The sequence below is a fragment of the Kitasatospora sp. NPDC088264 genome (genome assembly GCF_040685715.1).
Taxonomy (GTDB): Bacteria; Actinomycetota; Actinomycetes; order Streptomycetales; family Streptomycetaceae; genus Kitasatospora.
Map to the genome: position 1 here is coordinate 1 of NZ_JBFBIR010000095.1, position 22,612 is coordinate 22,612.

Genomic DNA, 22,612 nt, shown 5'->3' on the forward strand with positions numbered 1-22,612 from the left:
GGTGGTGCCGTTGAGTTCGGCGATGAGGTGGTTCCAGACCTGGTGGGTGGGGGCGTGGATGACGGCTTCGTTGACGAGGTCGTAGGTGTGGATGGTGTGGCCTCCTGTTCTTTTCCGGGTTCCCGATGTTCCGAGTTCTTGCTTTCTGGTTTTCGGTAGATGTTTCTTTTTTGTCGCTTGCGGCCCGTGCCTGTGGTTTGCCTGTCGGTTTATCTGTGCGCCTTTGCCCGTGTTCCTGTGTGTGTTTCTGTGTCTGTGTGTCTGTGTGTTTGTGTTGTTAGGGGAAGATGTTTTGGCCGGGGGTGAGGGTGTGGGTGGGGTCGTATTTGTGTTTGGTGTTGGTGAGGTTGTTCCATTGGGGGCCGTAGTGGTTTTTCCAGTCGGTGGGGGTCATGTGGGGGATGGCGCCGACGAGGTAGCGTTTGGCGCCGAGGGTGGTGGCGTGGTCGTAGAGGGTGCGGTTGTGGGTGAGTTGGGTGGTGGGGTTGGTGTTGGGGTGGGGGAAGGTGAGGAGGTCGAAGAGGTAGGTGGTGGGTTCGTTGGGGGTGATGGCGTAGGGGTGGGTGATTTTGTTGGTGGGGAAGGGGTAGAAGAGGAGGAGGCCTTGGCCGAGGGTTTCGGGGGTGAGGAGGGGGGTGGCGTAGGTGATGAAGTTGGCGGCTTGGGTGGCGGGGAGGAAGAGGCTGAGCCAGGGTTTGGGTTGGTTCCAGTAGCCGAGGTTTTTGAGGTTTTGGGTCCAGGTGTCGGCGCGGTAGGTGTATTCGCGGTAGGTCTGGTCGGTGATGGTGGTTTGGCTGGGGTCGGGGTTGAGTCCGGTGAGGAGGGGGGTGGGGTTGGGGGGTGTGGTGCCGTTGTAGTAGGTGGCGGTTTCGATTTTGTATTGGGGGGTGGTGTCGGGTCGGGGGATGATTTCGCCGATTTGGGTGTGGAAGCGGCCGTCGTTGAGGATGGTTTGCTGGTCGGTGAGGTAGGTGGTGAGGTTGTTGTAGTAGAGGTTGAAGACGAGGGCGCGTTGGGGGGCGGGGATGAGTTTGACGGTGGCGCGGATGATGATGCCGAATTGTCCGGCGCCGGCGAGGGCGGCGTGGAAGAGGTCGCGGTTTTTGGTGGGGGTGGCGGTGAGGAGGCGGCCGGTGCCGGTGATGATGTCGATGGATTCGACGGTGTCGGCTTGGAGGCCGTGTTTTTGGACGGTGTTGCCGATGCCGCCGATGCTGATGGTGCCGCCGATGGAGAGGTGGAGGTAGTCGGTGAGGCAGGGTGGGGTGAGGCCTTGGTCGAGGGCGGCGTCGGTGAGTTGGGCCCAGGTGACGCCGGCGTCGACGGTGGCGTTGGTGGGGGTGATGGTGTGGATGCGGTTGAGGGTGCGGGCGTCGATGCTGATGCCGCCGGCGGGGGAGGCCTGGCCGTAGTTGGAGTGTGATTCGAGGTCGTTGTCGGTGCCGCTGCGGCCGTTCATGGCGACTTTGAGGCCGTTGCAGCGGGCGTAGTTGATGATTTTGATGATGTCTTGGTCGGAGCCGGGTTTGAGGACGGCGTGGGGGGTGTTGGTGGTGAGGCGGCCGAAGTCGTGGCTGAATTCGGTGAGGGTGGCGGTGTCGGTGGTGAGGGTGCCGTCGAGGGTGGGGACGGGGGAGAGGCGGCCGTGGGTGGTGGGGGTGTTGGTGGTGGCCCAGGTGCGGGTGGTGGTGTTGTAGGCGGTGATGAGGGCGGTGGTGGCGGTGGTGGTGAGGAGGGTGCGCCTGGTGAGGTTGGGGTTGGGCATGGGGGTCCTGTTCGGGTAGGGGTGGGTGTGGTGGGGCGGGGCGGGTGTTCGGGTGGTGGTTAGTGTGTGAGGGCGGGTGGGTGGGTCCCTGAGGTGGTGGGGGCTGTGTGGGTGTTCGGTTGTCGGTTGTGTGTCCGGTTCTGGTTTCCGGTGGGGTGTTCCTGGGGTGTGGGCCGGCCGGGCGGCGGGGTCCGTGGGTGGGCGGGTGCCGCCCGGCCGTGTTGGGTGTGCCTGTGTGGTTGTGCCCGTGTGCCCGTGTGCCCGTGTGCCTGTGTGCCGGGCAGGGGGGTGGGGGTTAGGGGGTGGTGTGGGTGACGGTGGCGCGTTGGTAGTTGAGGAGGTCGAAGCGGCGGGTCTGGCGGCGGAAGCGGTAGGTGTAGGTGGGCCAGATGGAGGGGTTGTTGCCGTGTTGGTCGGTGTACCAGCTCTGGCAGCCGCCGGTGTTCCAGACGGTGTTCTTCAGGCGGCCGGTGAGGGTCTGGTTGTAGGTGTTCTGGGCTTCGGGGCGGACCTCGACGGAGGTGATGCCGTGGGTGTCGATGGTTTTGAGGGCGTCGATGATGTAGGCGATCTGGGCTTCGATCATGACGGTCTGGGAGGAGTGGCCCAGGGTGGTGTTGGGGCCCAGGAGCATGAAGAGGTTGGGGAAGCCGTGGATGGTGGTGCCGCGGTGGGCTTTCATGCCGTGGGTGTGCCAGGTGTCGCGCAGGGTGGTTCCGTCGCGGCCGTGGATGCGGCGGGCGACGGGGCGGTCGGTGGCGGTGAAGCCGGTGGCGAGGATGATGGTGTCGATGGTGCGGGTGGTGCCGTCGGCGGTGGTGATGTGGGTGGGGCCGATGTCGGTGATGGTGTCGGAGACGATGTCGACGTTGGGTTGCTGGATGGCGGGGTACCAGGTGTTGGAGAAGAGGAGGCGTTTGCAGCCGACGGTGTAGTCGGGGGTGAGGCGCTGGCGCAGGCCGGGGTCGGGGACGGATTTCTTGAGGTGGCCGGCGGCCATGTTCTTCATGCCGGTGGTGCGGCCTGGGCGGGACATGAAGAACGCGACGATCTCGCGGCCGTTCTTGTTGAAGGCGCGGCGGAAGCGCTGGTAGCCGGGTAGGTGGCGCAGCATCCAGGTGTGGCGCGGGGTGTTGGGCTTGTCGGGTTTGTGGGCGACCCAGGGCGGGGTGCGCTGGTAGAGGTCGAGGCGGGCGACCTGGTTCTGGATGGCGGGGACGAACTGGATGGCGGAGGCGCCGGTGCCGATGACGGCGACGTTGCGGCCGGTGAGGTCGTGGTCGTGGCGCCAGCGGGCGGAGTGGAAGAGGGTGCCGGTGAAGGTGGCCAGGCCCGGCAGGTCGGGGACGGCGGGTTCGGAGAGGTAGCCGGTGCCGGTGATGAGGATCTGCGCGGTGTAGCGGCCGTGGGTGGTGTGGATGCGCCAGTGGCGGTGGTCGGTGTCCCAGTGGGCGTCGAGGAGTTCGTGGCCGTAGCGCAGGTGGGGTTCGACGCCGAAGCGGTGGGCGGTGTCCTTGAGGTAGGCGTGGACTTCGGCCTGGGTGGCGAAGGTGGACTTCCACTCCGGGTTGCGGGCGAAGGAGAAGGAGTAGAGGTGGGCCTGGACGTCGCAGGCGCAGCCGGGGTAGGTGTTGTCGCGCCAGGTGCCGCCGAGGTCGGTGGCGCGTTCGAAGACGAGGAAGTCGTCGGTGCCGGTCTGCAGGAGGCGGATCGCGGTGCCCAGGCCGGAGATGCCGGCGCCGATGATGGCGACTTTGAGGTGGCGTACGGCGGTGGTGTCGGGGTGGGTGGTGGCGCCGGCGGGTTCGGGTTGGTCGGCGCCGGAGGGGGCGGGGTGTTCGGCGGTGGTGGTCATGGCCGGGGTGTCCCCTTTCAGGCGCGGCGGGTGAGGGTGACGCGGAAGTTGTTGAAGATGTGGTCTTCGAGGGTGTAGGCGAAGATGTCGAGGTAGCGCTCGAAGCGCTGGACGGTGGTCTCGTCGGCCATGGCGACGGCTTCGTCGCGGCGGGCGGCCAGGAGCTGGAGCCAGGCGCGGCAGGCGCGGGCGAAGGACTCGGGTTCGTTGCGGATCTCGGTGACCTCGAAGAGGCCGTCGAGGCCGGCGGCGAGTTCGGGCAGGCGCGGGATGTGGCAGCCCTCGAACTCCTCGCGCTGGAGGAACTTGAGGTCGTCCAGGAGCTGGCGGCGCAGCGGGGGGTTCTCGACGGTCATGGTGTGCAGGACGAAGCGGGCGCCGGGCTTGAGGAGGGAGTGGACCTGCTTGAAGAAGACGCGGTAGCGCTGGGTGCGCTCCTTGGGGGTGAGGGAGGAGAGTACGAAGTGTTCGAGGGCGTTGATGCAGAACGCGGCGTCGTAGGGCTCGCCTTCGGCCTTGTGGTCCTCCCAGCTCTCGACGCGGGCGTGGATGGCGGGGTTGTCGAGGGCGGCGACGAAGTCGGCCTGGGTGCGGGAGAGGGTGACGCCGACGGCCTGCTGGACGCCGTGGACGGTGGTGAGGCGGTTGAGCATGGTGCCCCAGCCGCAGCCGATGTCCAGGACCTTGGCCTTGCCGGCGGCCTGGGCGAGGTCGGTGAAGACGTCGAGCTTGCGTTCCTGGGCCTCGTCGAGGGTGGCGACGAGGTCCTCGCCGTCCTCCCAGTAGCCGCCGGAGTACATCATGGTGGGGCCGAGGATGAGCCGGTAGAGGTCGTTGCCGACCTCGTAGTGGTGGCGGATCGCGTCGACGTCGGGGTTGATGGAGCGGGTCTCGGCGGTGGTCATGCGGGTGTGCCCCTGTTCTGATGGCGGATCGGGTGGACTGGACTGGGCTCGGCCGTGTTCGGCCGGGCCGGGTGGTGCCGGGTGGTGCCCGGCCGGGCTCGGCCGGGCGGTGGGGCCGGGGGCGCCGTTGCCCGGGTGGACGGCCGTGTCGGTGGCGGTGGTCGGTCCCGTGCGGTGCGGGCGTTCGTGCCGGTGAGGGCGGTTGGCGGGCGTCCGTGTGGTGGCCGGGCCGCCCTGACGCGGTGCTTGCCCGGTGTGGTGCGTCCCCGGTGCGTGCGTCCCCGGCGCGGTAGGGCCCTGGTGCGGTGGGTCCCGGCATGGTCGCCGGCGGTGCGGTGTCCACGCCGCGGTGCGTCGCGGTGCGGTGTGGTGCGTCCCCGGTGCGTGCGTTCCTGGTGCGGTGGGTCCCGGCACGGTCGCCGGCGGTGCGGCGTTGTGCGGTGCGGCGTTGTGCGGTGCGGTGTCCGCGTCGCGGTGCGTCGCGGTGCGGGGTGGTGCGGTGGGTCGCGTCGCGGTGCGGTGTCCGGGCCGTGGTGCGTCGCGGTGGGGGGTGGTGCGGGTCGTTCCCTCCCGGTGCGGCGCGGTGGTGGGTGGTGGGTGTCGTGCGTGTGGGTGCGGTGTCTCGGGTCAGGTAAGCGCGTGTCTCGCAAGCGGTGCGCAAGCGTGGGTGGGGGGCCGGGGTTGCGGGGCGTTTGCGTGGGGGTGGGTTTCATGCGGTTTCGACAAGACACGCGGCCCCCACGGCCTTCCCGGGTTTCCCCGGGGGGTTTTCGGGTTCCGTCGCGGTGCGTCCCGTGGCCTGTGGGCGGCGGGGTGCGCGGTGGCGGTGTCCGTCACCCCCCGGGGGTGTGTTCTCCGGGTCTGTTCTGCCTCATCACGTGTTGGCGCCCGTTCCGGGGCGTCCAGGAAGGAACGATCACTCATGTCCGACATCCCCACCATCGAGGACCTGGCCGCGCAGTTGCAGGCGGTCTCCGGAGCGCAGGAGATCGACGCGGACGCGGCGCTGCAGCACATCGCGGACGTGGACTCGCTGGATCTGATGGAGTGGCTGTACGGGTTCCAGAACCAGTACCCGCACATTCCGGCGGACGAGTCGCTGTTCGCGGACATCGACGACACGACGACGCTGCGGGTGGTGCACGAGCGGATCCTGGCGCTCGTGGGCCAGGCCGGCGTCTGAGCGCGGGGCACTGCTCGATGAGCGGCTTCGACATCACCGGGTGGGGGATCTCGGTCCCCGAGCGCGTGGTGACCAGCGTGGAGCTGGCGGAGCGTTTCGGTGTGGACGAGCACTGGATCGTCTCCAGGTGCGGGATCCGGGAGCGGCGGGCGGTCGGGGCGGGGCAGAGCACCGCGTCGATGGCGGTTCAGGCCGGGCGCCGGGCGCTGGAGCGGGCGGGGCTGTCGGGTGCGGACATCGCGCACCTGATCGTGGCGACGGCGACGCCGGAGCAGCCCTCGCCGGCGACGTCGGCGTTCGTCCACGACGAGCTGGGCATCGCGGGCAGCGCGCACGACGTGAACTCCGAGTGCGCGGGGTTCGTGTACGCGCTGGTGACGGCGGTGGGTCTGCTGCGCATGGATCCGCGGCCGATCCTGGTGATCGGTTCGGACACCCACACGCTGACCGCGAACCCGGCGGACCGGGACCTGTCGATCCTGGTGGGTGACGGGGCCGGTGCGGTGGTCCTGCAGCCCGGCCCGGTGGAGCGGGTCCTGGCGTGGAACCTGGGCGCGGACGGCTCGTGCAAGGACAGTCTGAAGGTCCTGGCGGGGGGTTCGCGGATGCCCACGACCGAGGAGACGGTGCGCCGCGGTCTGCACTACGCGCAGATCAACGGCAACGAGATCTACCTGAACGCGGTGCGCTACACGGTGCGTACGATCCGCGAGACGCTGGAGCAGGCGAAGCTGACGCCGGCGGACGTGGACCATGTGGTGCCGCACCAGGCGAACATCCGGATCATCAACTCGGTGCTCGCCCATACCGGGATTCCCGCGGACCGTCTGGTGGCGAATCTGGACCGGTACGGCAACACCGCTTCGGCGTCGATCCCGATCGCGCTGGCGGAGGCGTTGGACGCCGGGCGCATCCAGGACGGGGACACGGTGCTGCTGGCCGGGTTCGGTGCCGGGATGACGTGGGGTTCGGTCCTGTTGACGTGGGGAGGGGCGCGGTGAGCGGCAAGGGTGCTTTCGGGCAGCGGCCCGCGTCCCCGGTGGCGCTGGTGACCGGCGCTTCGGGGGGGCTGGGCCGGGAGCTGGCGCTGGCGCTGGACGCGGCCGGGTGCCGGGTCGCGGTGCACTACAACAGTGCCCGCCAGGCCGCCGAGGAGGTGGCGGGCAAGCTGGCCGGCGACCATGTCCTGGTCACCGGGGACGTCGCGGACTACGCGCAGGTCACCGCGATGTACGAGCGGATCACCGAGGCGCTGGGCCCGGTGGACGTGCTCGTCAACAACGGGGCGGTGCGCAGGGACGCGCTGATGGCCATGCAGGATCCGGCGCAGTGGCGGCAGGTGATCGACACGAACCTGGTCGGTTCCTTCCACACCGCGCGGGTGTGCGTGCCGGCGATGCTGCGGGCCCGCTGGGGCAGGGTGGTCAACATCGTCTCCCCGTCCGCGCTGATCGCCACCGCCGGGCAGACCGCCTACGCGGCGTCCAAGGCGGGGCTGATCGGGCTGACCCGCACGCTGGCGGCGGAGTGCGGGCGCCGGGGGGTGACGGTGAACGCGCTGTCGCCCGGGTTCATGATCACGGGGATGACGGACACCCTGCCCGAGCACGTGGTCGCCGGGATGCGGGAGAAGGTGCCGGTGCCGCGGTTCGTGACCCCGCAGGAGGTCGCCCGTTCCATCGGGCTCTTCCTCGACCAGGACTGCATGACCGGACAGGTCATCAGCATCGACTCGGGAGCCTCCATCACCTGACCCGCCCCTGTTCCCGGCCCGCCCGGCCCCCTTCCCGGCCCGCCCTCCTTGGTGAAGACCTGGGGGGCGGGCCGGGCGGCGTGCGCGGGCGGTGTGCGCGGGCCGGCCCGGGGCCGGGGGCGGGTGTGCCGCGGGGGTTCTAGGCGCGATGCCGGTGACTTAGCAACGATCGCGAGCCGCTGACCTGCGGCAGTGTTTCGGCCAGAGGGCCGTGGAAGACCGCAAAGTCACCGGCATCGGTTCTAGGCGAGGACGGCGAGCGCGGCCTCGTAGTTCGGCTCGTCGGCGATCTCCGCGACCAGTTCGGTGTGCAGGACGGTGTCGTTCTCGTCCAGGACGACGACGGCGCGGGCGGTCAGCCCCGCCAGCGGGCCGTCGGCCAGGGCCACGCCGTAGTTCTCGTGGAAGTCGCGTCCGCGCAGGGTGGACAGGGTCCGGACGCTGTCCAGGCCCTCGGCGCCGCAGAAGCGGGCCTGCGCGAACGGCAGGTCGGCGGAGATGCACAGCACCACGGTGTTGGCCAGCGAGCCGGCCTTGGCGTTGAAGGTGCGCACCGAGGTGGCGCAGGTGGGGGTGTCGATGCTGGGGAAGATGTTGAGGACCTTGCGCTTGCCGGCGAAGTCCTGCAGCGAGGTGTCGGCGAGTCCCTCGCCGACCAGCGTGAACGCCGGGGCCTGGCTGCCGGCCTGGGGCAGCGCGCCGCCGACCTGGACCGGGTTCCCCTTCAGCGTGACCTGAGCCATGAAAAGCCTCCTACCAGCGGTGGAATGTGGTGACAACGCCGCCGATCCTACTGCGCGCGCCCGGTCCCGGACGCCGGGCGGCCATCCCTCGGACGCGGGAGGGCGTGGGGTGCCGCCACCGTGCCTGCCGGTGCGTCTGCCGGTGCGCTCACCGGTGCGTCTGCCGGCGGGGCTGGCGGTGAGCCTGCCGGTGCCGCTCGCCGGCGGGTCTGCGGGTGTGCCCGCCAACGGGTCTGGCGTTCAGGCGGACCAGAACGGGTCGTCGTGGCGGGGCAGGACGTCCAGGGTGCCGTCGGGCAGGGTCGGTTCGGGCACGTAGGTGCCGAAGGGGTCGCGGTCGCGGATGACGGGGATGGGGCCGACGGTGGCCTGGAAGGTGATGTTCCCAGCGGCGCCGAACAGCACGGCGACGCCGTATCCGGCGGGTGTGGTGGCGAACATGGCGGGCTGGCGGGGGTTGACGGCGGTGATCCGGTAGCCGCGGTCCTGCCAGCCGCGTTCGGTGACGCCCAGCAGCGCCCCGTACTTGGCGGGGGCGACCCGGGTGGTGACGTGCCGTTCGCGGGTGGCGGTGGCGTAGCCCAGGGAGCGGTCCTGGAGGCCGCCGGTGGTCTGCTCGGTGGAGCGCGGCCAGCCGTCCCGGTGGCGCAGCGGGGGGCGGATGGCGGACATCGCCTCGTCGAGGAGCGCGTCGAGGGTGTGGACGGCCTGTTCGGGGGTCATGGCGGGGGCCTTCGGCTGGTGCGGGGTCACGCGGCGGGGGCGGGGCGGGTCCTGGCGAGGGGACGGGTCCTGGCGAGGGGGCGGGGGCGGGCCCTGGGGAGGGGCGGGTCCTGGCGAGGGGACGGCGGGTCCGGGGAGGGTGTGGCGGGCGGGGGCGGGTCAGGTGGACCAGTAGGGGTCGTCGTAGGCGGGGAGGATGTCGGGGCTGCCGCCGGGCAGGGTCGGTTCGGGGGTGGGGGTGCCGAAGGGGTCGGCGCCGTGGGGGAGCGGGATGGGTCCCACCGCCGCGCTGATGTCGATGTTGCCGGCGTAGGGGTGGATGGTGATGCCGAGGCTTGCGCCGTCGGGGGTGGTGGCGGCCACGCTGTCGGGGCCGGTGGTGAGGCGGTAGCCCTTGGTCTGCCAGGTGCCGCGTACCGCGTCGAGCAGGGCGCCGTACTTGGCGGGGGCGACCTTGGTCGTGATGTTGCGCCGGCGTGAGGCCCGGGCGTAGCCCAGGGAGTGCTCGTCCAGGCCCTTGGCGTACTGCTCGCGCCAGTCGGGCCAGGCGTCCCGGTAGCGCAGTGCGGGCTGGATGCCGGAGGTCGCCTCCTGGAGCAGGTCGTCGAGCCGGTGCAGGGCCTGTGCGGGCTGCATGAGCGGGCCGGGTGTCGCGCTGGTGTCCCCGCCCCCGCCCCCGCCGCCGGTGGCGGCGCAGCCGCCGGCGGTCAGGGCGAGGGCGAGGGCGGCGCAGGCCGCGGCCAGGGGCGCCGGCCGGGGGACGGGCCGGGGGGTCTGGTGGGGGGTCTGGTTCATCGCTGGCCCTGGGTTTTCACGTTGTCGTACCGGCCGGCCACGATCTGGCCGATGTTGTTGACCGATTCCAGGGTCTTGGAGTCCTTCTCGCCGGGGTCGGTCATGTAGTCGGAGTGGGACTGGAAGGAGTTCTCCGCTCCGTCGGCGACTTTGAACCGGTTGGCGCCGAACTCCTCGCCGGCGGGGTCCTGGCCGAACCAGAGCTGGTTGTCGGGGCCGAACCAGTCGTACACCTTGTCGGCGATGTAGCCGCCGCCGAGCATGCCGAGCGGGCCGGCGGAGGCGCCGCCCAGGACGCCGCCGAGGTCGTTGGAGACGCGGCCCTTGGAGGGCAGGTGGCTGACCGGGTCGTTCTCGGCGTCGCCGACCCACACGTGGTGGGGGTCGATGTGCAGCTGGGAGGCGTTGGCGGCGCCGGTGCCGGGGGAGCCGACCAGGATGATGTCGTCGGCGCCGGTGCCGCCGGGGCGCTGTGCGCCCAGGCCCACGGTGGTGGAGCCGTAGCTGTGGGCGAGGGCGACCAGGTGCGCGGGGGTGCCCTCGTGGGTGGCGCGCAGTCCGGCCATGAACGTGTCGTAGGCGGCGCCGCCCTTGGCGGCGCGGTCGGTGTCCATCACGTCCAGGGGCCGGGTGTCGCCGTCGGCGAGTTTCTCCAGTCCGGGCGGCGGGTCGTAGCCGAGCCAGACCATGGAGGCGGTCGCGCTGGTGGGGTCGGCGTTGTGCGCGGCGGTCCACACGTTCAGGGCCCGGTCGGCGTCCTTGCCGCCGACGGCGGACAGTGTGGTGCCCAGTCCCGGCACGTAGGCGCTGACGTTCTTCGCGGTGTCGGGGTCGCCGAAGGACAGGATGCCGCGGCCCTGGCCCTGTTCGCCGACGCCCAGCAGGAACGCGGGCGGCTGCTTGCCGTTCTGCACGTTCAGCTTGTCCCGGATCGCGCGGAAGCCGTCCAGTTTCTGCTTGTCGTCGTCCGACGGGTTCGGCTTGTGCTCGTAGGTGTCGATCAGGTGTGCCAGGTTGAGGCGGTTGGCCTGGTCGCGGGCGGTGGCGGGGATGCCGTCGCGCAGGCCCAGCAGGTCGGGGTGGGCCTGGAGCAGGCGCTGCTGCTCGTCCGGGGTCAGGCCCTTCCACCAGGAGTTGACCTCGGTGGGGGCGGCGCCGGCGGGCGGCCAGCCGGCGGCCATCAGCCCGGTGCCCAGCTCGTCGACGGCCTTGCGGTCGGCGCCGGCCTGCGTCAGGTCCAGTCCGGTGCCGGTGCGGGCCCGCACGGTCAGGTCGTCCAGCAGCTTGGCGATCTTCTGGTCGGCGCCGTCGGCCTCGGTGACGGCGTGGGAGATGCGATCCGCCAGGGCCCTGGCCCGCTGCGGCGTGTCGTAGCCGGGGTCGTGGCGTTCGGCCTGCGAGGGCGCCGGCCAGCTGACCGTGCCGTCCTCGGCGACCGTCAGCCCCGCGCCCTGCGCCTCCTGGAGGGCCTCCTTCAGCTTGGACTGCGCCAGCTGGAAGCTCTCCGAGGCCTCGCGCAGCAGTCCCGAGACCGCGGACATCTCGGTGTGCGCGGCGTCCAGGCGCCCGCTGGTGCGCTGCAGGGAGGCGTTGGCGGCGCCGGCCGCGGTGCCGACCCACTGGCTGTTGAAGACGTGCTTGGTGACCTCGGTGTTCATCGCCTGGACGTGCTTGCCGAACGCGCCGGCCAGGGTGTCGTAGGCGCCGGCGGCGCCGGCCAGGGAGGACAGGTCCGCGTCGCGCAGCTGGGCGAGGGTGACCATCAGTTCACCGCCGGCGCGTAGGGTCCGGCGCCGGGCGGCTTGAGGGCGCCGGCGTTGCCCGTGTCGGTGCCGCGGTAGTTGCCGGCGGTCTGGCCCAGTTTCAGGCTCACCCCGTCCACCTCCGAGGCCAGCTTGTTCAGGCACTCCTCCCACGCCGCCGTGCAGGCGTGCAGCGACGCCCCGGTGCGCCAGCCCGACAGCGCCGCGACCGCCGTGTCGGAGGGCTCGTGGATGTGCTTGAGCTCGCCCGGCATCGCCTCACCGGTGTCCTTGGCGACCTTCGCCGCCGCGTCCAGGTCCGCCGGGTTCACCCCGAACAGGGGCCCGCCCGCCGGCGGCCCGTAGGGCCCGTACAGGCCAGGCCCGTCGGAGCCCGCGTACGCGTTCATGGATCCCGTCCCCCCGCTGGTCGACCTACTGCCGTGCCCGCCTCGGGGCCGGGCTCGCGGCCGGGGTCCCGTGCGGGCATGCGAAACCGCACGCTTGTGCGGTTCGCGTCGAAGCATGGCGAAAATAGCAGATCAGCCCACCGGCGCCGACCCGGCCGCGGCCCGGCGCCTGCCCGGTGACGGTCCGGAGCCTGCCCGGTGACGGCCCGGGGGAGGCTTTCGGTGCCCGTGTCCCGGGGGTGGCGCCCCGTCACCCGGGCCCGGGGCACGGTGGCCGGGCGGCGGCGGGGGCGCGGTCTGCGGCCGCGGTGGCCCGGCGGCGGTGGGGACGGGTTCGCGGCCCGGCCGGTCGGGGGCGTCGCGGGCCCCGCGCGGGGCGGAGCCGTGTGCGGCCGGGTCCGCCTCCAACGTGCCGCGTTGGAGGCGGGCTGCCGCCCGCCGGCGGCGAACACGCAGGTCCACCGGAAGGCCGCCGGGGCCGGTCGCGGCCGGGTGCCTCAGGAGGCGGGGCCCGCCGGCCCGGCCGGGGAGTGCCAGGGGTAGTCGGGGTCCTCGGTGATCCGTACCTGCTGCGGGGCGTCGCGGGGGAAGGTCCAGATCCGTCCCAGGGTGCTGGTGGCGGTCACCGTGGTGTCGTCCAGGGCGACGTCGGCGAACGGGTTGGACGAGCAGGAGATCGCGAGCCACTCCAGGGTGTTCTCCTCGTCGTCGCGGGTCAGCGCGACCCAGCCGATGCTGCCGTGCTCGGACGCCTCGCCCGCGAGCGCGCGGCTGCCGGCGTGGGTGCTGGTGGCGAACACCGTGTCGACGTCCGTCCAGTCGGTGGGGGTCCACGTGCCGGCCCGCAGCAGTTCCCCCCAACTCCACTGCTGGGCCCGCGGGTCGTGGAGCCGGTCGGCGGGGGAGAGCCGCATGAGCCGCATCACCGACAGCGACCCGTCGCCGAACACGATGAAGTCCCCGTGGGGCGCCTCGCGGGCACGCCAGCGCTCATGGACCAGGCCGGCCCGGGGCCGTGCGTCGTCAAAAGCCATGCCCGCCATGATCGCACCCGGCGGCGCCCCGGCCGCGGCCGGGCCCGAACTCCCCCGCGCCGCGCGGCCGGTGCGGCACGGCCCGGCGGCGGGCGACCCGGGCCACCCCCTCCACATACTCGGATCCGAGTAGTACGATCCGAGTATCACGCCCGGGGCCCCGGCCCCGGGGCCCCGCGTGCGACCACGGAGTGCCATGACCGCCAAACGACCCGCCAACCCCCTGGCCCTGGCCCTGCTCGGCCTGCTCCTCGAACAGCCCCTGCACCCTCACGCCATGGCCACCACCCTGCGCGAGCGCCACCTCGACCAGGCCTTCAAACTGACCACCGGTTCGCTCTACGACACGGTGCGCGCCCTGGCCCGCGACGGCTGGATCGAGGCCACCGACACCGAACAGGTCGGCGCGCGCCCCACCCGCACCGTCTACCGCCACACCCCCCAGGGCCGCCAGTACTTCACCCAGTGGCTGGACGAACTCATCCGCGAACCCTCCCGCGAATACCCGAAATTCCTGTCCGCCGTCAGCTACCTCGGCGCCCTGGGACCACACCGCGCCGCCCAGGCACTGCGCGAACGGGCCGCCGCCCTGCACACCCGCATCACCGAGAGCGAACACGCCCACCACAGCGCCACCCACGAACACCACGCCCCCCGACTGTTCGTCATCGAGGCCGAGTACGCCCACGCCATGCTGCACGCCGAACGCCAATGGGTCCTGCGCACCGCCGAGGAGATCGAACAGGGCACCCTGGCCTGGCCGGAGGCCGCCCCCGATGCCTGACACCCCCGCACCCGCACCCGCCGCCACGCCCGTCCCCGTCCCCGCACAGGTCCCCGCCGCACGGCGCTTACCCGCCGCCGCGCCCGGGGCCGGCGCACCCGGGGCCGGCGGGGCCGGCGACGCGGACGTCCTGGTCGTCGGCGCCGGCCCCGCCGGCCTGATGCTGGCCTGCGAACTGGCCCTGGCCCGCGTGCGCACCGTGCTCCTGGAACGCGACCCCGCCCCGCCCGGCTTCTGCCGCGGCTTCAACCTCAACGCCCGCAGCCTGGAACTACTGGAACGCCGCGGCCTGGCCGAACGCCTCCTCGCCGAAGGCCCCACCGCGGCGACCACCGCGTTCACCGCACAGGCCCGCCTCGACCTCGCCGCCATGCGCACCCGCCACCCCTACGTCCTGGGCATCGCCCAGACCAGGGTGGAGGAGATCCTCACCGAACACGCCCACCACCTGGGCGTACGCATCCTGCGCGGCCACCGCCTGAACGCCCTCGACCTCGACGACGACGGCGTCCACGCCCACACCGACACCCCCGACGGCCCCGCACTGCTGCACGCCGGCTGGCTGGCCGGCTGCGACGGCGGCCGCAGCACCGTACGCAAACTCGCCGCCATCGCCTTCCCCGGCAGCCCCGCCCGCCGCTTCACCCTGCTCGCGGACGTGGTCCTGACCGACCCCCGGCAGATCCCCTTCGGCGTGAACACCGGCCCGGGCGGCACCGTGTTCGCCATCCCCAGGCCCGGCTATGTCCGCCTGATCACCGCCGACCCCCACCCGCCCCAGGACCGGCACGAACCCCTCACCCTGCCCCGCTTCCAGCAGGCACTGGACCACGCCCTGGGACACCGCGTCCCGATCGCCCGCGCCCACTGGCTGACCCGCTTCGGCGACGCCGCCCGCCTGGCCGAACGGCTGCGCCAGGGCCGGGTCCTGCTGGCGGGAGACGCCGCCCACATCCACCCGCCCGCCGGCGCCATCGGCGTCAACGCCGCCATCGACGACGCGATGAACCTCGGCTGGAAACTCGCCCTCGTCGCCCGCGGACAAGCCCCCGAAACCCTCCTGGACACCTACCACACCGAACGGCACGCGGCCGGCGCCAGACTCCTGCGCAACACCCGCGCCCAGGCACTGCTCGCCGGCGACGACGAGGAACTCGCGCCGGTGCGCGACCTGCTCGCCGAACTCGCACAGGCCAAGGACACGGCCGGCCCCCTGGCCGAGGAGATCACCGGCATCGCCACCCGCTACCCGGCCCCCCACGGCAGCGGCCACCCCTGGGAAGGCGCGATGGTCCCGGACATCCCCCTCCAACACGACACCCTCCACGACGAAACCCTCCAACACGGCGCCCTGATACCACTGCTGGCCCGCACCGGCGCCGGCGCCCTGCTCCTGGAGGACACCACCGCGGCCGAGGCGCTGCGCACGGCGGCCGGCCCCTGGGCGGACCGGGTGAGCGCGGCGACGGTGCGGCCCGGCGCCCTGCCCGGCACGCCCGCGGTCCTGGTGCGCCCGGACGGCCACGCCGCCTGGACCGCACCGCCCACCGCACCGCCCCAGGCCGCCGCCGAACAGCTGCGCGCGGCCCTGCACCTGTGGTTCGGGCACCCGGCGGCGGCGGCGGCGGTGCCGGGGCCGGGGGCGCCCGACCTCCCGTAACGCGGCGCCGGGTTCCGCGCGGGGTCCGGGTGCTCCGGCGCTCCGGCCGTGTGCCGCCGGTGTGCCGCCGGGCGAACCGGCGGTGGTGCGCGAGGCGTTGGCGGCGTCCGCGGCACAGGGGTCCGCTGTACCGCGAGGCCCGTCCCGCCCGCCCGCCGTCCTGCCCGCCGTCCCGCCCGCCGGGCGGGGCAGCTCCCGCGGCCGCCCGGGGCGGCGGGTTGCCCGGGCCCGGGTACGGCCTGCGCGCGGTACAGCCTGCGCGCGGTGCGGCCCCCGCTGCGGCCGCTACAGGTTGACGCCGCCGGTGACGTCGATCTTGGTGCCGGTGATCCAGCGGGCGTCGTCGGAGGCGAGGAAGGCGACCGCGTCGGCGATGTCCGGGATCTCGCCGATCCGGCCGAGGGCGGTCAGGGCGAGGTTGCGTTCCAGGTTCGCCGGGTCGGCCAGCACGTCGGCGGTCATGTCGGTGCGGGTGAACCCGACGACGACGGAGTTGACGGTGATGTTGCGGGGTCCGAGGTACTTGGCCAGGGTGTGGCCGAACACCTCCAGGGCGCCCTTGGTGAGCGGGTAGCCGATGCCGTGGGCGGAGGCGATACGGGTGGAGACGGAGGAGATGTTGATGATCCGGCCGCCGTCGTGCAGCCGTGGCAGCAGCCGCTGGGTGAGGAAGAACGGCGCCTTGACGTTGACCGCGACCATCTCGTCGAACTCCTCGGGAGTGAGGACCTCGATCGGGCGCCCCATGAGATTGAGCCCGGCATTGTGGACCAGGATGTCGAGCGCCGCTTCCCCGTGCGCGCGCAGCCCGGCCTCCAGCCCGCCCACGAGGGTGTCCACGTCGCCGGGAACGCCCAGTTCGGCGCCCACGGTGAACGCCCGGCCACCGGCCCCGGCGATCGCCGCGACGCACTCCTTCGCCGCCGCCTCGTTGCTGCCGTAGTGCACGGCGACCAGGGCGCCGTCCCGGGCCAGGCGTTCGGCGATGCCCCGCCCGATGCCCCGGCTGGCACCGGTGACCAGCGCGACCTTCCCGCTGAGGTTTCCCATGTCCACCCTTTCGACCGTGTTCCGCCCAGATCCCGCCGCCCGACCCCCAAGGTCAGCCTCAGCCGGGTTTGACGTCCACTCAGGTACTGCGGGGTATGGTGCCCGGCCATGGCCACGCCACGGCCGCGCACGCCCGGGCCCGAGCCCGGGCCCGGGCCCGGGCTCGGGCCCGCCGCCGCCGGCCCCGCCGGGCTCAGGCGGCCAGGCCCGGGAGGACCTCGGCGCCGGGCAGCCGGGCCACCGCCCAGCCGGGCAGGATCAGCTTGCCCCGCCGCCGCCCGCTGCCGATGAGCACGTGATCGGCGGCGGCCACCGCCTCGTCGACCAGCAGCGGCCAGCCGTCCGGCAGGCCGACGGCGGTGATGCCGCCGTACTCCATGCCGGTGGCGGCGACGGCGACGTCCACCGGCGCGAAGGAGGCCTTGCGCGCGCCCAGGTGCCTGCGCACGGCGGTGTTGACGTCCAGGCGGGTGTCGGCGCGCACCAGGCAGGCGGCCAGGGTGACGTCGCCGCCGCGTTTGGCGGCGACCACCACGCAGTTCGCGGAGAGCTCCAGCGGCACGTCGTAGGCCTGGCAGAACACCGCGGTGTCCGCCTTGTCGGGGTCGGTGTCCACGTACAGCACGGATCCGGCCCACCGTTGCGCGTCCGCGTTCTTCAACGCGTCGGCGACGGGGGCGGCGAGGTCGCCGCAGACCTCGATCGCCGCGCGGACGAGGGTGAAGTTCCCGAACGGGGCGCGCACGTTCTCGTTCATGAAGCGGACTGTACCGCGCACCCCGGCAGGCCTGGCGCGGGTCCTGCCGCTGCCCCCGGGGCGGCGAAATCCGGTGCCGGCCGGAGTCGGTGGCGCCGGGCGCGGGAAAGGGGCCCGCCATGGAAGATCCTGCGCAGAACACCGATGAGGCGGCCGCCGGACACGACGGTCCGCCGCCGCACCTGCTCCCCGGCCCGCCGGCGCACGCGGTGCGCCTGGCCGGCGGCGCCGCGAACACCGTCTGGCTGGTCACCCTGGCCGGCGGCGGACGCGTGGTGGTGAAGTCCACCCCGGCACTGGCCCCCGACGCGTACGCGAAGGAGGCCCAGGGCCTGCAAGCCCTGCGCACCCACGGCGCGCTGGCGACCCCGCGGGTGCTGGCCCTTCACCCGGACGGCCTGGTCCTGGAAGCCCTCGAACAGCCGCCCGCGTACGACACCGGCTTCTGGGAACGCGCCGCACACGCGCTGGCCGGCCTGCACGCCACCACCGGACAGCGCTTCGGCTGGGCCGAGGACGGCTGGCTCGGCCGCCTGGCACAGCGCAACCCCTGGACCGAGGACGGACACGAGTTCTTCGCCCGCCACCGCCTGCTGCGCTACCTCGACGAACCCCTGGCACGCCAGGTGCTCGGGCCCCGGGGACGCGCCGACCTGGAACGGATCTGCGACCGGCTGCCCCAACTCCTCCCCGACGCACCACCCGTCCTCACCCACGGCGACCTGTGGCACGGCAACATCCTCGCCCGCCCGGACGCGACACCGGCGTTCATCGACCCGGCGGTGTGCTGGACGTGGGCGGAGACGGACCTGAGCATGATGTTCTGCACCGGCGGCGTCCCCGCCCGCTTCTTCGACGCCTACCGCGAACACCACCCCCTCACCGACGGCTGGCAGGACCGCATGCGGCTGCTCCACCTGCGCGAACAGCTCAGCTGCGCCGCCCACTTCGGCGCGCGCGACGGCCACACCGGCGACCTGCTCGACGTGCTGCGCACCTACCGCTGACGCGGGCCGCTCGGACGGTGGCCTCAGCGGCCGTCCGGCCTGTGGTGGTCCTGCGGTGTGTCGGGGACCAGTTCCTGGTCGTAGCGGGCCAGGAGGGTCTGCATCATCCGGCGGTTCGGGCGGCCGTCGGCGGCGAGGGCGGCGGCCTCGATGAAGAACTCCTCGAAGCCGGCCGGGGTCAGCGTCACCAGGATCGTGGCGGGGGTGTCGCCGATCGCGGTGAAGGAGTGCGGGTGGGTGCGCGGGACGTGCAGGAAGGCGCCGGGGCCCGCCTCGGTGGTGTGTTCGTCGCACCGCAGGCGGAACGCGCCGCTGACGACGTAGAACGTCTCGTCGTGGCCGCGGTGCAGGTGCAGGGGCGCGCCCTGGCCGGGTTCGAAGGTGGACTCCAGGACGGCGATCGATCCGCCGCTCTGGGCGCCCGCGAGTTTGACGACGTACGGGCTGCCCGGCACGTGGCGGCGCCCGCCGTGTCCGGGGGCCAGGGCGACGGGTTCGCGGTGGACGCCGCCACGGCCGGGCTCCGCGCGGGGCTCGCCGCCGGGTTCCGTGCCGGGCTGCTTGCGGTGGGTGTCAGCCACGGCCGGGCTCCGCGCCGGGTTCCGCGCCGGGTTCCTCGGTGAACTGTTCGCGGTGGCGTTCGGCCCAGGCCCGGAAGGGCGTCGCCGCGCGGCCGGTGAGCTGCTGGACCGCGGGCGTGATGGTCGCGGCGAACGGTTCCAGGGAGGCGGCGCGCAGCGCCATGACCGCGTCCGCGGTCTCCGGGCGCAGGCCGTGGTCCAGGAGTGCTCGGCGGGCGGCGTGGGGCGGGATCTCGGTGAAGGCCAGCGGGGTGCCCAGGACGTCGGCCAGGATCGTGGTCATCTCGCCGGGGGTGAGGGCCTGGGGGCCGGTCAGCAGGTGGGCCCGGCCGTCGTGTCCGGGCTCGGTCAGGGCGCGGGCCGCGACGGCGGCGATGTCGGCGGGGTCGATGACGGAGACCCGGCCGGCGGCGAACGGGGCCCGCACGGTGCGGGCCGCGCGGATCGTCCCGGCCCAGGCGAGGGTGTTGGACATGAAGCCCATCGGGCGCAGGAACGTCCATGCCAGGCCGCTGTCCTGGACGGCCTGTTCGCCCGCGCGGTGCCAGCGGGCGACGGGGTCGTCCGCGTCCGGGTCGGCGGCCCGGCCGGAGGACAGCTTGACGACGGCCTCGGCGCCGGCGCGGGCGGCCGCGGCGGCGAGGTTGGCGTCGTGGCGCGGGATGTCGGGGCCGTCGGAGAGCAGGAACACCTTGCGCACGCCCCGCAGGGCGGCGGCCAGGCTGTCCGGCTCGCCGAGGTCCGCGCCGACGACGTCCACGCCGCCCGGCAGGCGGGCCCGGTCGGGGCGGCGGGTGGCGGCGCGCACGGGGGCGCCCAGGGCGGTCAGGTGGCCGACGAGGGCGCGGCCGACGGTGCCGGTCGCGCCGGTCACGAGTATCACGGGGTCCTCCGGGTGTTCCTCGTCGGGGTGTTCATCGTCGGGGTGTTCTTCGGCGGGGTGTTCTTCGTCAGGGTGTCGAGCAGGTCGTCGTGCCAGGCCAGGTCGGCCTTCAGACGGGCGAGGCAGTGCTCGAAGATCCACGGTTCGAGGCCGGTCAGGTCCGGCCTGGCGGCCTCGAACTGCTCCTCGAACAGGGCCACCTGGTCGGCCACGGCCCGCCGGCGCGCGGCCACGGCCCCGGCCAGGTCCTCGTCGGTGAGGTCCGCGGTGTACTGCAGGGCCAGGTCGACCGGGTCGGGCAGCAGACGCACCCTGCCCAGCGCCGCGTCGCGCAGGGCGGCGAGCTCCCGGCGGCCCCGGTCGGTGATCGCGTAGACGGTCCGCTCGGGCGGGTTGCCGACCTTCTCGCTGCGCACCACCTCGACCAGGCCGTCGTCGGCCATCCGGTGCAGGACGCTGTAGAGCGATCCGGGCTTGACGTCGGTCCACAGCTCGGTGCGGTCGAGCTGGGCCGCCTGGCGGATCTGGTAGCCGTGCATCGGCCCGCCCCGGGCCAGCGCGCTGAGTGCGAAGAGTCGCGAAGTGCTCACAGCACTAGTCGAACACGACTACGACCCATAGTCAAACGCGACTATGGGTGCGGGGCCGTGATGGTTCTGCGGGCCCGGACGTGGGGGCGGCGCGGGAAGTCGGCCGGTCCGACTTCCCGTGCCGCCGCGTCCACCGCCAGGGGCGGGTGCGCCCCGGGGCGAAGCGTTCCCGCGGCCCCGCTGCTCCCCTCAAGGGGGCGCCGTTACAACAGAGTTGGGCGTCCCTGGCGTCTCCGACACCTGCGCGGGGGAGGTCGTGGCCGCCGTGGTCTCGGCCGACGGGCCGCGTTCCCCGACAGGTGCGTGGTGTCAGCCGACCCGACTCGAATCGGGCTGCTGGTCGCCCAGTGCCGCGGTGGCTGGACGGGAGCGGGCAATCGCCGGGCCGGCACTGGGTTTCCGGGCTGGCGGATATGACTGCTGCCGGTGACCGAAGGCCCCACCTCGGCCTCCTCGCCGGGCAGGTGGATCCGCGGGACCATCCCGTCGACGTGCCGGTGGCCCTCGTGTTCCTCGTCCGCGGTCTCCGGGCGGCGCTTGTCGATGTAGTCGCGCACCGTGTTGTCGGACGCGTCGCGGAAGTCGTACGGGCTCGCCAGCTGCTGGAAGGCCTGTTCGATGGTGTGCTTCTGCTTGCGCGGCGTGGTCAGGTCCAACCCGCGGCAATCCCGACGCCGGCCTCCCGACATGACCGCGACCGCAGAGCGGTCTCCGACAGGACCGTGATCGCCGGACTCACCCCGACGTGCCGGGCGGACGGCGTACCGCATTCACTCGGGCGCGGGCATGTCGACCGGACCCGCGGCCTGGTCCGGGCCCGATTTCGGTTCGCGCCCGTCGGGCGGTCGCGGCCCCGGACCGGCGTCCCGGTCCGCTCAGCGGGCGGTCAGCGAGTAGGCCGGCAGCGGCGTGTTGCCGTGGTCCCTCGCCAGGGACCGGAGCACATCCGCCTGGCTCAGCACCAGGTCCAGTACCGGCTGCGGCAGCTCGGCCATCCGGTCGACGGTGTCGAGCAGTGCCGTGCAGGCGTCCACCTCCCAGTCGCCGTCCTGTAGGGCGGTTGTGTCCACGGGCTGCCCCGGGGCGGGATCCCAGCCTGTCGCTGCGAGGACCCGGAGCAGGCCTGCGTGGGAGAACGGAGTGCGCACATTGCCTTCGCCCCGCGACCCGCTCGCCATGATCTGCCCCTGGATCAGGACCGCCAACAGGTGGGGCAGTTGGTCGGCCGAGCAGGGTGCGAGGTCCCACTCGGCGAAGCAAAGGTTCCGTGCCCAGCGGCGGACCCGGGCGAGGGTCTCCCGCAGCTGGTCCAGGGAGGCGAAGTACCAGGAGCAGTGTGCCAGGACGGCGTAGTCGAATCCGCTGTCGGGGAAGGTGACCGCCTCGTCGAGGACGTCCAGGCCGAAGCGGAAGTCGATGCGAGAGCCCAGAGGCGTCGCCTTGAGGCGCTCCGCCGACTGCCCCAGGGTGACCGGGGCGCCATACGACGGATCCGCGATGTCGACCGCGACCACCCGGCCCTGCGGGCCGACGGCCTCGGCGAGGACGGCCGTCATGTCACCCTGTCCGCAGCCGACCTCCAGGACCGACGCTCCGGCCGGGATGCCCCAGCTGGAGACGAGTGCGGCCCGGTAGCGGGTCTGGGTCAGCTGGATGTCGGGGCTCACGTCGGCGGCGGCCATGGCGGCCGCGATCGAGGGTGCCGTCGCGATCAGGTCGGTCTTGTTCACAGAATCCTTCGTCGTGCTCTTCGGGAGCGGTACGTGCCGAGACCGCTGTTGCGCAGATCCGGATCGGCGCCGCTCGTTGATCCCCAAGAACTACCAGACATGGCCGACCATCCAGCCGTGATGACGACCAGATCATCCGGGACGGGACAACTGGAGCCAGGTCAACTTGCTCCTCAGCGGAGCCACTTCGAGCTGCCGCGGTGGTACCAGCGGAACCTGCTGCAGACACTGCGGCTGTACGGACCTGTTCACGGCCTTCCGCCGGACGGCGGCGCGGCCTGTTCCGACGGCTTTCCGGTCCTTCTCGTGCTCGCCGTTCTGTTCGGCCTGGTGATCCTGCCGGTCGAGGCGGTGTGGTGGGTGCGGGGGACGCCCCGCTGCCAGCTGAGCGTCGAGGCCGGCGGGCCGCAGCCGCGCAGTCTCCTGCCCGGTGTCAAGCCCCGGGCGCAGACGGAGGACTGTCGCCGGAGCCTGACCGCCGCCATCGGCGAGCACGGCGGGGCAGCGGCGCCCCGCACCCCGCACCCGCAGGAGGCCGGAGCGCTGCCGGCTGCGGCCGGCCGCCGCCCCCGAGTCCCCAAGGCCCGCAGGGCGGCGAAGGCGACGAGGGCGGACCGAAGCGCGCCCAGGGCGGCCACCAGCGCGAGCCCGGTGCCGATCAG

At 72.8% G+C, this 22,612-nt stretch carries 21 protein-coding genes and 1 pseudogene; 7 read left to right on the top strand and 15 right to left on the bottom strand.

Annotation, left to right across the window (positions count from 1 at the left end):
- Positions 1-277: 277 nt before the first annotated feature.
- From AB0O82_RS36585 to AB0O82_RS36595, 3 genes are all read right to left on the bottom strand, one after another.
- On the bottom strand, positions 278-1,765 hold the full coding sequence (locus tag AB0O82_RS36585) for an FAD-binding protein (RefSeq protein WP_363589029.1): 1,488 nt from the start codon (positions 1,763-1,765) through the stop codon (positions 278-280).
- 295 nt (positions 1,766-2,060) lie between these two features.
- The gene (locus AB0O82_RS36590) at positions 2,061-3,620 is read right to left on the bottom strand and encodes an NAD(P)/FAD-dependent oxidoreductase (RefSeq protein WP_363589031.1); all 1,560 of its coding nucleotides are present in this window, start codon (positions 3,618-3,620) and stop codon (positions 2,061-2,063) included.
- A gap of 17 nt (positions 3,621-3,637) precedes the next feature.
- On the bottom strand, positions 3,638-4,525 hold the full coding sequence (locus tag AB0O82_RS36595; protein WP_363589033.1) for a class I SAM-dependent methyltransferase: 888 nt from the start codon (positions 4,523-4,525) through the stop codon (positions 3,638-3,640).
- A gap of 922 nt (positions 4,526-5,447) precedes the next feature.
- Here AB0O82_RS36595 and AB0O82_RS36600 point away from each other — a divergent pair.
- Genes AB0O82_RS36600 through AB0O82_RS36610 form a run of 3 tightly spaced genes read left to right on the top strand, consistent with a single transcriptional unit; the run spans position 5,448 to position 7,461 of the window.
- Complete coding sequence (locus tag AB0O82_RS36600; RefSeq protein ID WP_063350787.1) at positions 5,448-5,708, top strand: hypothetical protein; 261 nt, start codon at positions 5,448-5,450, stop codon at positions 5,706-5,708.
- Positions 5,709-5,725: 17 nt separating this feature from the next.
- Positions 5,726-6,709 (top strand): beta-ketoacyl-ACP synthase 3, encoded by a 984-nt coding sequence (locus AB0O82_RS36605; RefSeq protein ID WP_363589035.1) that lies wholly within the window; start codon positions 5,726-5,728, stop codon positions 6,707-6,709.
- Positions 6,706-7,461 carry an SDR family NAD(P)-dependent oxidoreductase gene (locus tag AB0O82_RS36610; protein ID WP_363589037.1) on the top strand — a complete coding sequence of 252 codons (756 nt, stop codon included), beginning with the start codon at positions 6,706-6,708 and terminating at the stop codon, positions 7,459-7,461. The genes AB0O82_RS36605 and AB0O82_RS36610 overlap by 4 nt, the downstream gene beginning before the upstream one ends.
- Positions 7,462-7,703: 242 nt before the next feature.
- On the opposite strand, the gene tpx is transcribed toward AB0O82_RS36610, so the two are convergent.
- The 6 genes from tpx to AB0O82_RS36640 form a co-directional block, all read right to left on the bottom strand.
- Complete coding sequence (gene tpx, locus AB0O82_RS36615) at positions 7,704-8,204, bottom strand: thiol peroxidase (protein WP_063350790.1); 501 nt, start codon at positions 8,202-8,204, stop codon at positions 7,704-7,706.
- Between the two features lie 240 nt (positions 8,205-8,444).
- Positions 8,445-8,927, bottom strand: a complete 483-nt coding sequence (locus AB0O82_RS36620; protein WP_363589039.1) for a hypothetical protein — start codon at positions 8,925-8,927, stop codon at positions 8,445-8,447.
- Between the two features lie 159 nt (positions 8,928-9,086).
- Positions 9,087-9,722 carry a hypothetical protein gene (locus tag AB0O82_RS36625; protein WP_363589041.1) on the bottom strand — a complete coding sequence of 212 codons (636 nt, stop codon included), beginning with the start codon at positions 9,720-9,722 and terminating at the stop codon, positions 9,087-9,089.
- On the bottom strand, positions 9,719-11,485 hold the full coding sequence (locus AB0O82_RS36630; RefSeq protein ID WP_363589043.1) for an alpha/beta hydrolase: 1,767 nt from the start codon (positions 11,483-11,485) through the stop codon (positions 9,719-9,721). Before AB0O82_RS36630 ends, AB0O82_RS36625 begins: the two co-directional genes overlap by 4 nt.
- A complete protein-coding gene (locus tag AB0O82_RS36635; RefSeq protein ID WP_363589045.1) occupies positions 11,485-11,874 on the bottom strand; it encodes a type VII secretion target in 390 nt (129 codons plus the stop codon). The genes AB0O82_RS36630 and AB0O82_RS36635 overlap by 1 nt, the downstream gene beginning before the upstream one ends.
- 497 nt (positions 11,875-12,371) lie before the next feature.
- Positions 12,372-12,908, bottom strand: a complete 537-nt coding sequence (locus AB0O82_RS36640) for a hypothetical protein (RefSeq protein ID WP_363589047.1) — start codon at positions 12,906-12,908, stop codon at positions 12,372-12,374.
- A 196-nt stretch (positions 12,909-13,104) separates the two neighbouring features.
- Here AB0O82_RS36640 and AB0O82_RS36645 point away from each other — a divergent pair, with 196 nt between their 5' ends.
- On the top strand, positions 13,105-13,692 hold the full coding sequence (locus AB0O82_RS36645; RefSeq protein WP_363589049.1) for a PadR family transcriptional regulator: 588 nt from the start codon (positions 13,105-13,107) through the stop codon (positions 13,690-13,692).
- Positions 13,685-15,352: an FAD-dependent monooxygenase gene (locus AB0O82_RS36650; RefSeq protein WP_363589051.1), complete on the top strand. Its 1,668-nt coding sequence runs from the start codon at positions 13,685-13,687 to the stop codon at positions 15,350-15,352. The genes AB0O82_RS36645 and AB0O82_RS36650 overlap by 8 nt, the downstream gene beginning before the upstream one ends.
- A gap of 285 nt (positions 15,353-15,637) precedes the next feature.
- On the opposite strand, the gene AB0O82_RS36655 is transcribed toward AB0O82_RS36650, so the two are convergent.
- Together AB0O82_RS36655 and AB0O82_RS36660 are read right to left on the bottom strand one after the other, a co-directional pair.
- Positions 15,638-16,402, bottom strand: coding sequence for an SDR family oxidoreductase (locus AB0O82_RS36655; RefSeq protein ID WP_363589053.1), 765 nt, complete (start codon positions 16,400-16,402; stop codon positions 15,638-15,640).
- A gap of 193 nt (positions 16,403-16,595) precedes the next feature.
- Complete coding sequence (locus AB0O82_RS36660; RefSeq protein WP_363589055.1) at positions 16,596-17,159, bottom strand: YbaK/EbsC family protein; 564 nt, start codon at positions 17,157-17,159, stop codon at positions 16,596-16,598.
- A 119-nt stretch (positions 17,160-17,278) separates the two neighbouring features.
- Here AB0O82_RS36660 and AB0O82_RS36665 point away from each other — a divergent pair, with 119 nt between their 5' ends.
- Positions 17,279-18,166 carry a fructosamine kinase family protein gene (locus AB0O82_RS36665; protein WP_363589057.1) on the top strand — a complete coding sequence of 296 codons (888 nt, stop codon included), beginning with the start codon at positions 17,279-17,281 and terminating at the stop codon, positions 18,164-18,166.
- Positions 18,167-18,189: 23 nt separating this feature from the next.
- Here the strand turns inward: AB0O82_RS36665 and AB0O82_RS36670 are convergent, their stop codons facing one another.
- The 4 genes from AB0O82_RS36670 to AB0O82_RS36685 form a co-directional block, all read right to left on the bottom strand.
- Positions 18,190-18,747, bottom strand: coding sequence for a cupin domain-containing protein (locus AB0O82_RS36670; RefSeq protein WP_363589059.1), 558 nt, complete (start codon positions 18,745-18,747; stop codon positions 18,190-18,192).
- On the bottom strand, positions 18,740-19,630 hold the full coding sequence (locus tag AB0O82_RS36675) for an NAD(P)H-binding protein (protein ID WP_363589061.1): 891 nt from the start codon (positions 19,628-19,630) through the stop codon (positions 18,740-18,742). The genes AB0O82_RS36670 and AB0O82_RS36675 overlap by 8 nt, the downstream gene beginning before the upstream one ends.
- The gene (locus AB0O82_RS36680; RefSeq protein WP_363589063.1) at positions 19,627-20,220 is read right to left on the bottom strand and encodes a PadR family transcriptional regulator; all 594 of its coding nucleotides are present in this window, start codon (positions 20,218-20,220) and stop codon (positions 19,627-19,629) included. The genes AB0O82_RS36675 and AB0O82_RS36680 overlap by 4 nt, the downstream gene beginning before the upstream one ends.
- Positions 20,221-21,095: 875 nt before the next feature.
- Positions 21,096-21,950, bottom strand: a complete 855-nt coding sequence (locus tag AB0O82_RS36685; protein WP_363589065.1) for a class I SAM-dependent methyltransferase — start codon at positions 21,948-21,950, stop codon at positions 21,096-21,098.
- 306 nt (positions 21,951-22,256) lie between these two features.
- Here AB0O82_RS36685 and AB0O82_RS36690 point away from each other — a divergent pair.
- Positions 22,257-22,612: pseudogene (locus AB0O82_RS36690) on the top strand (hypothetical protein); the annotation flags it as partial.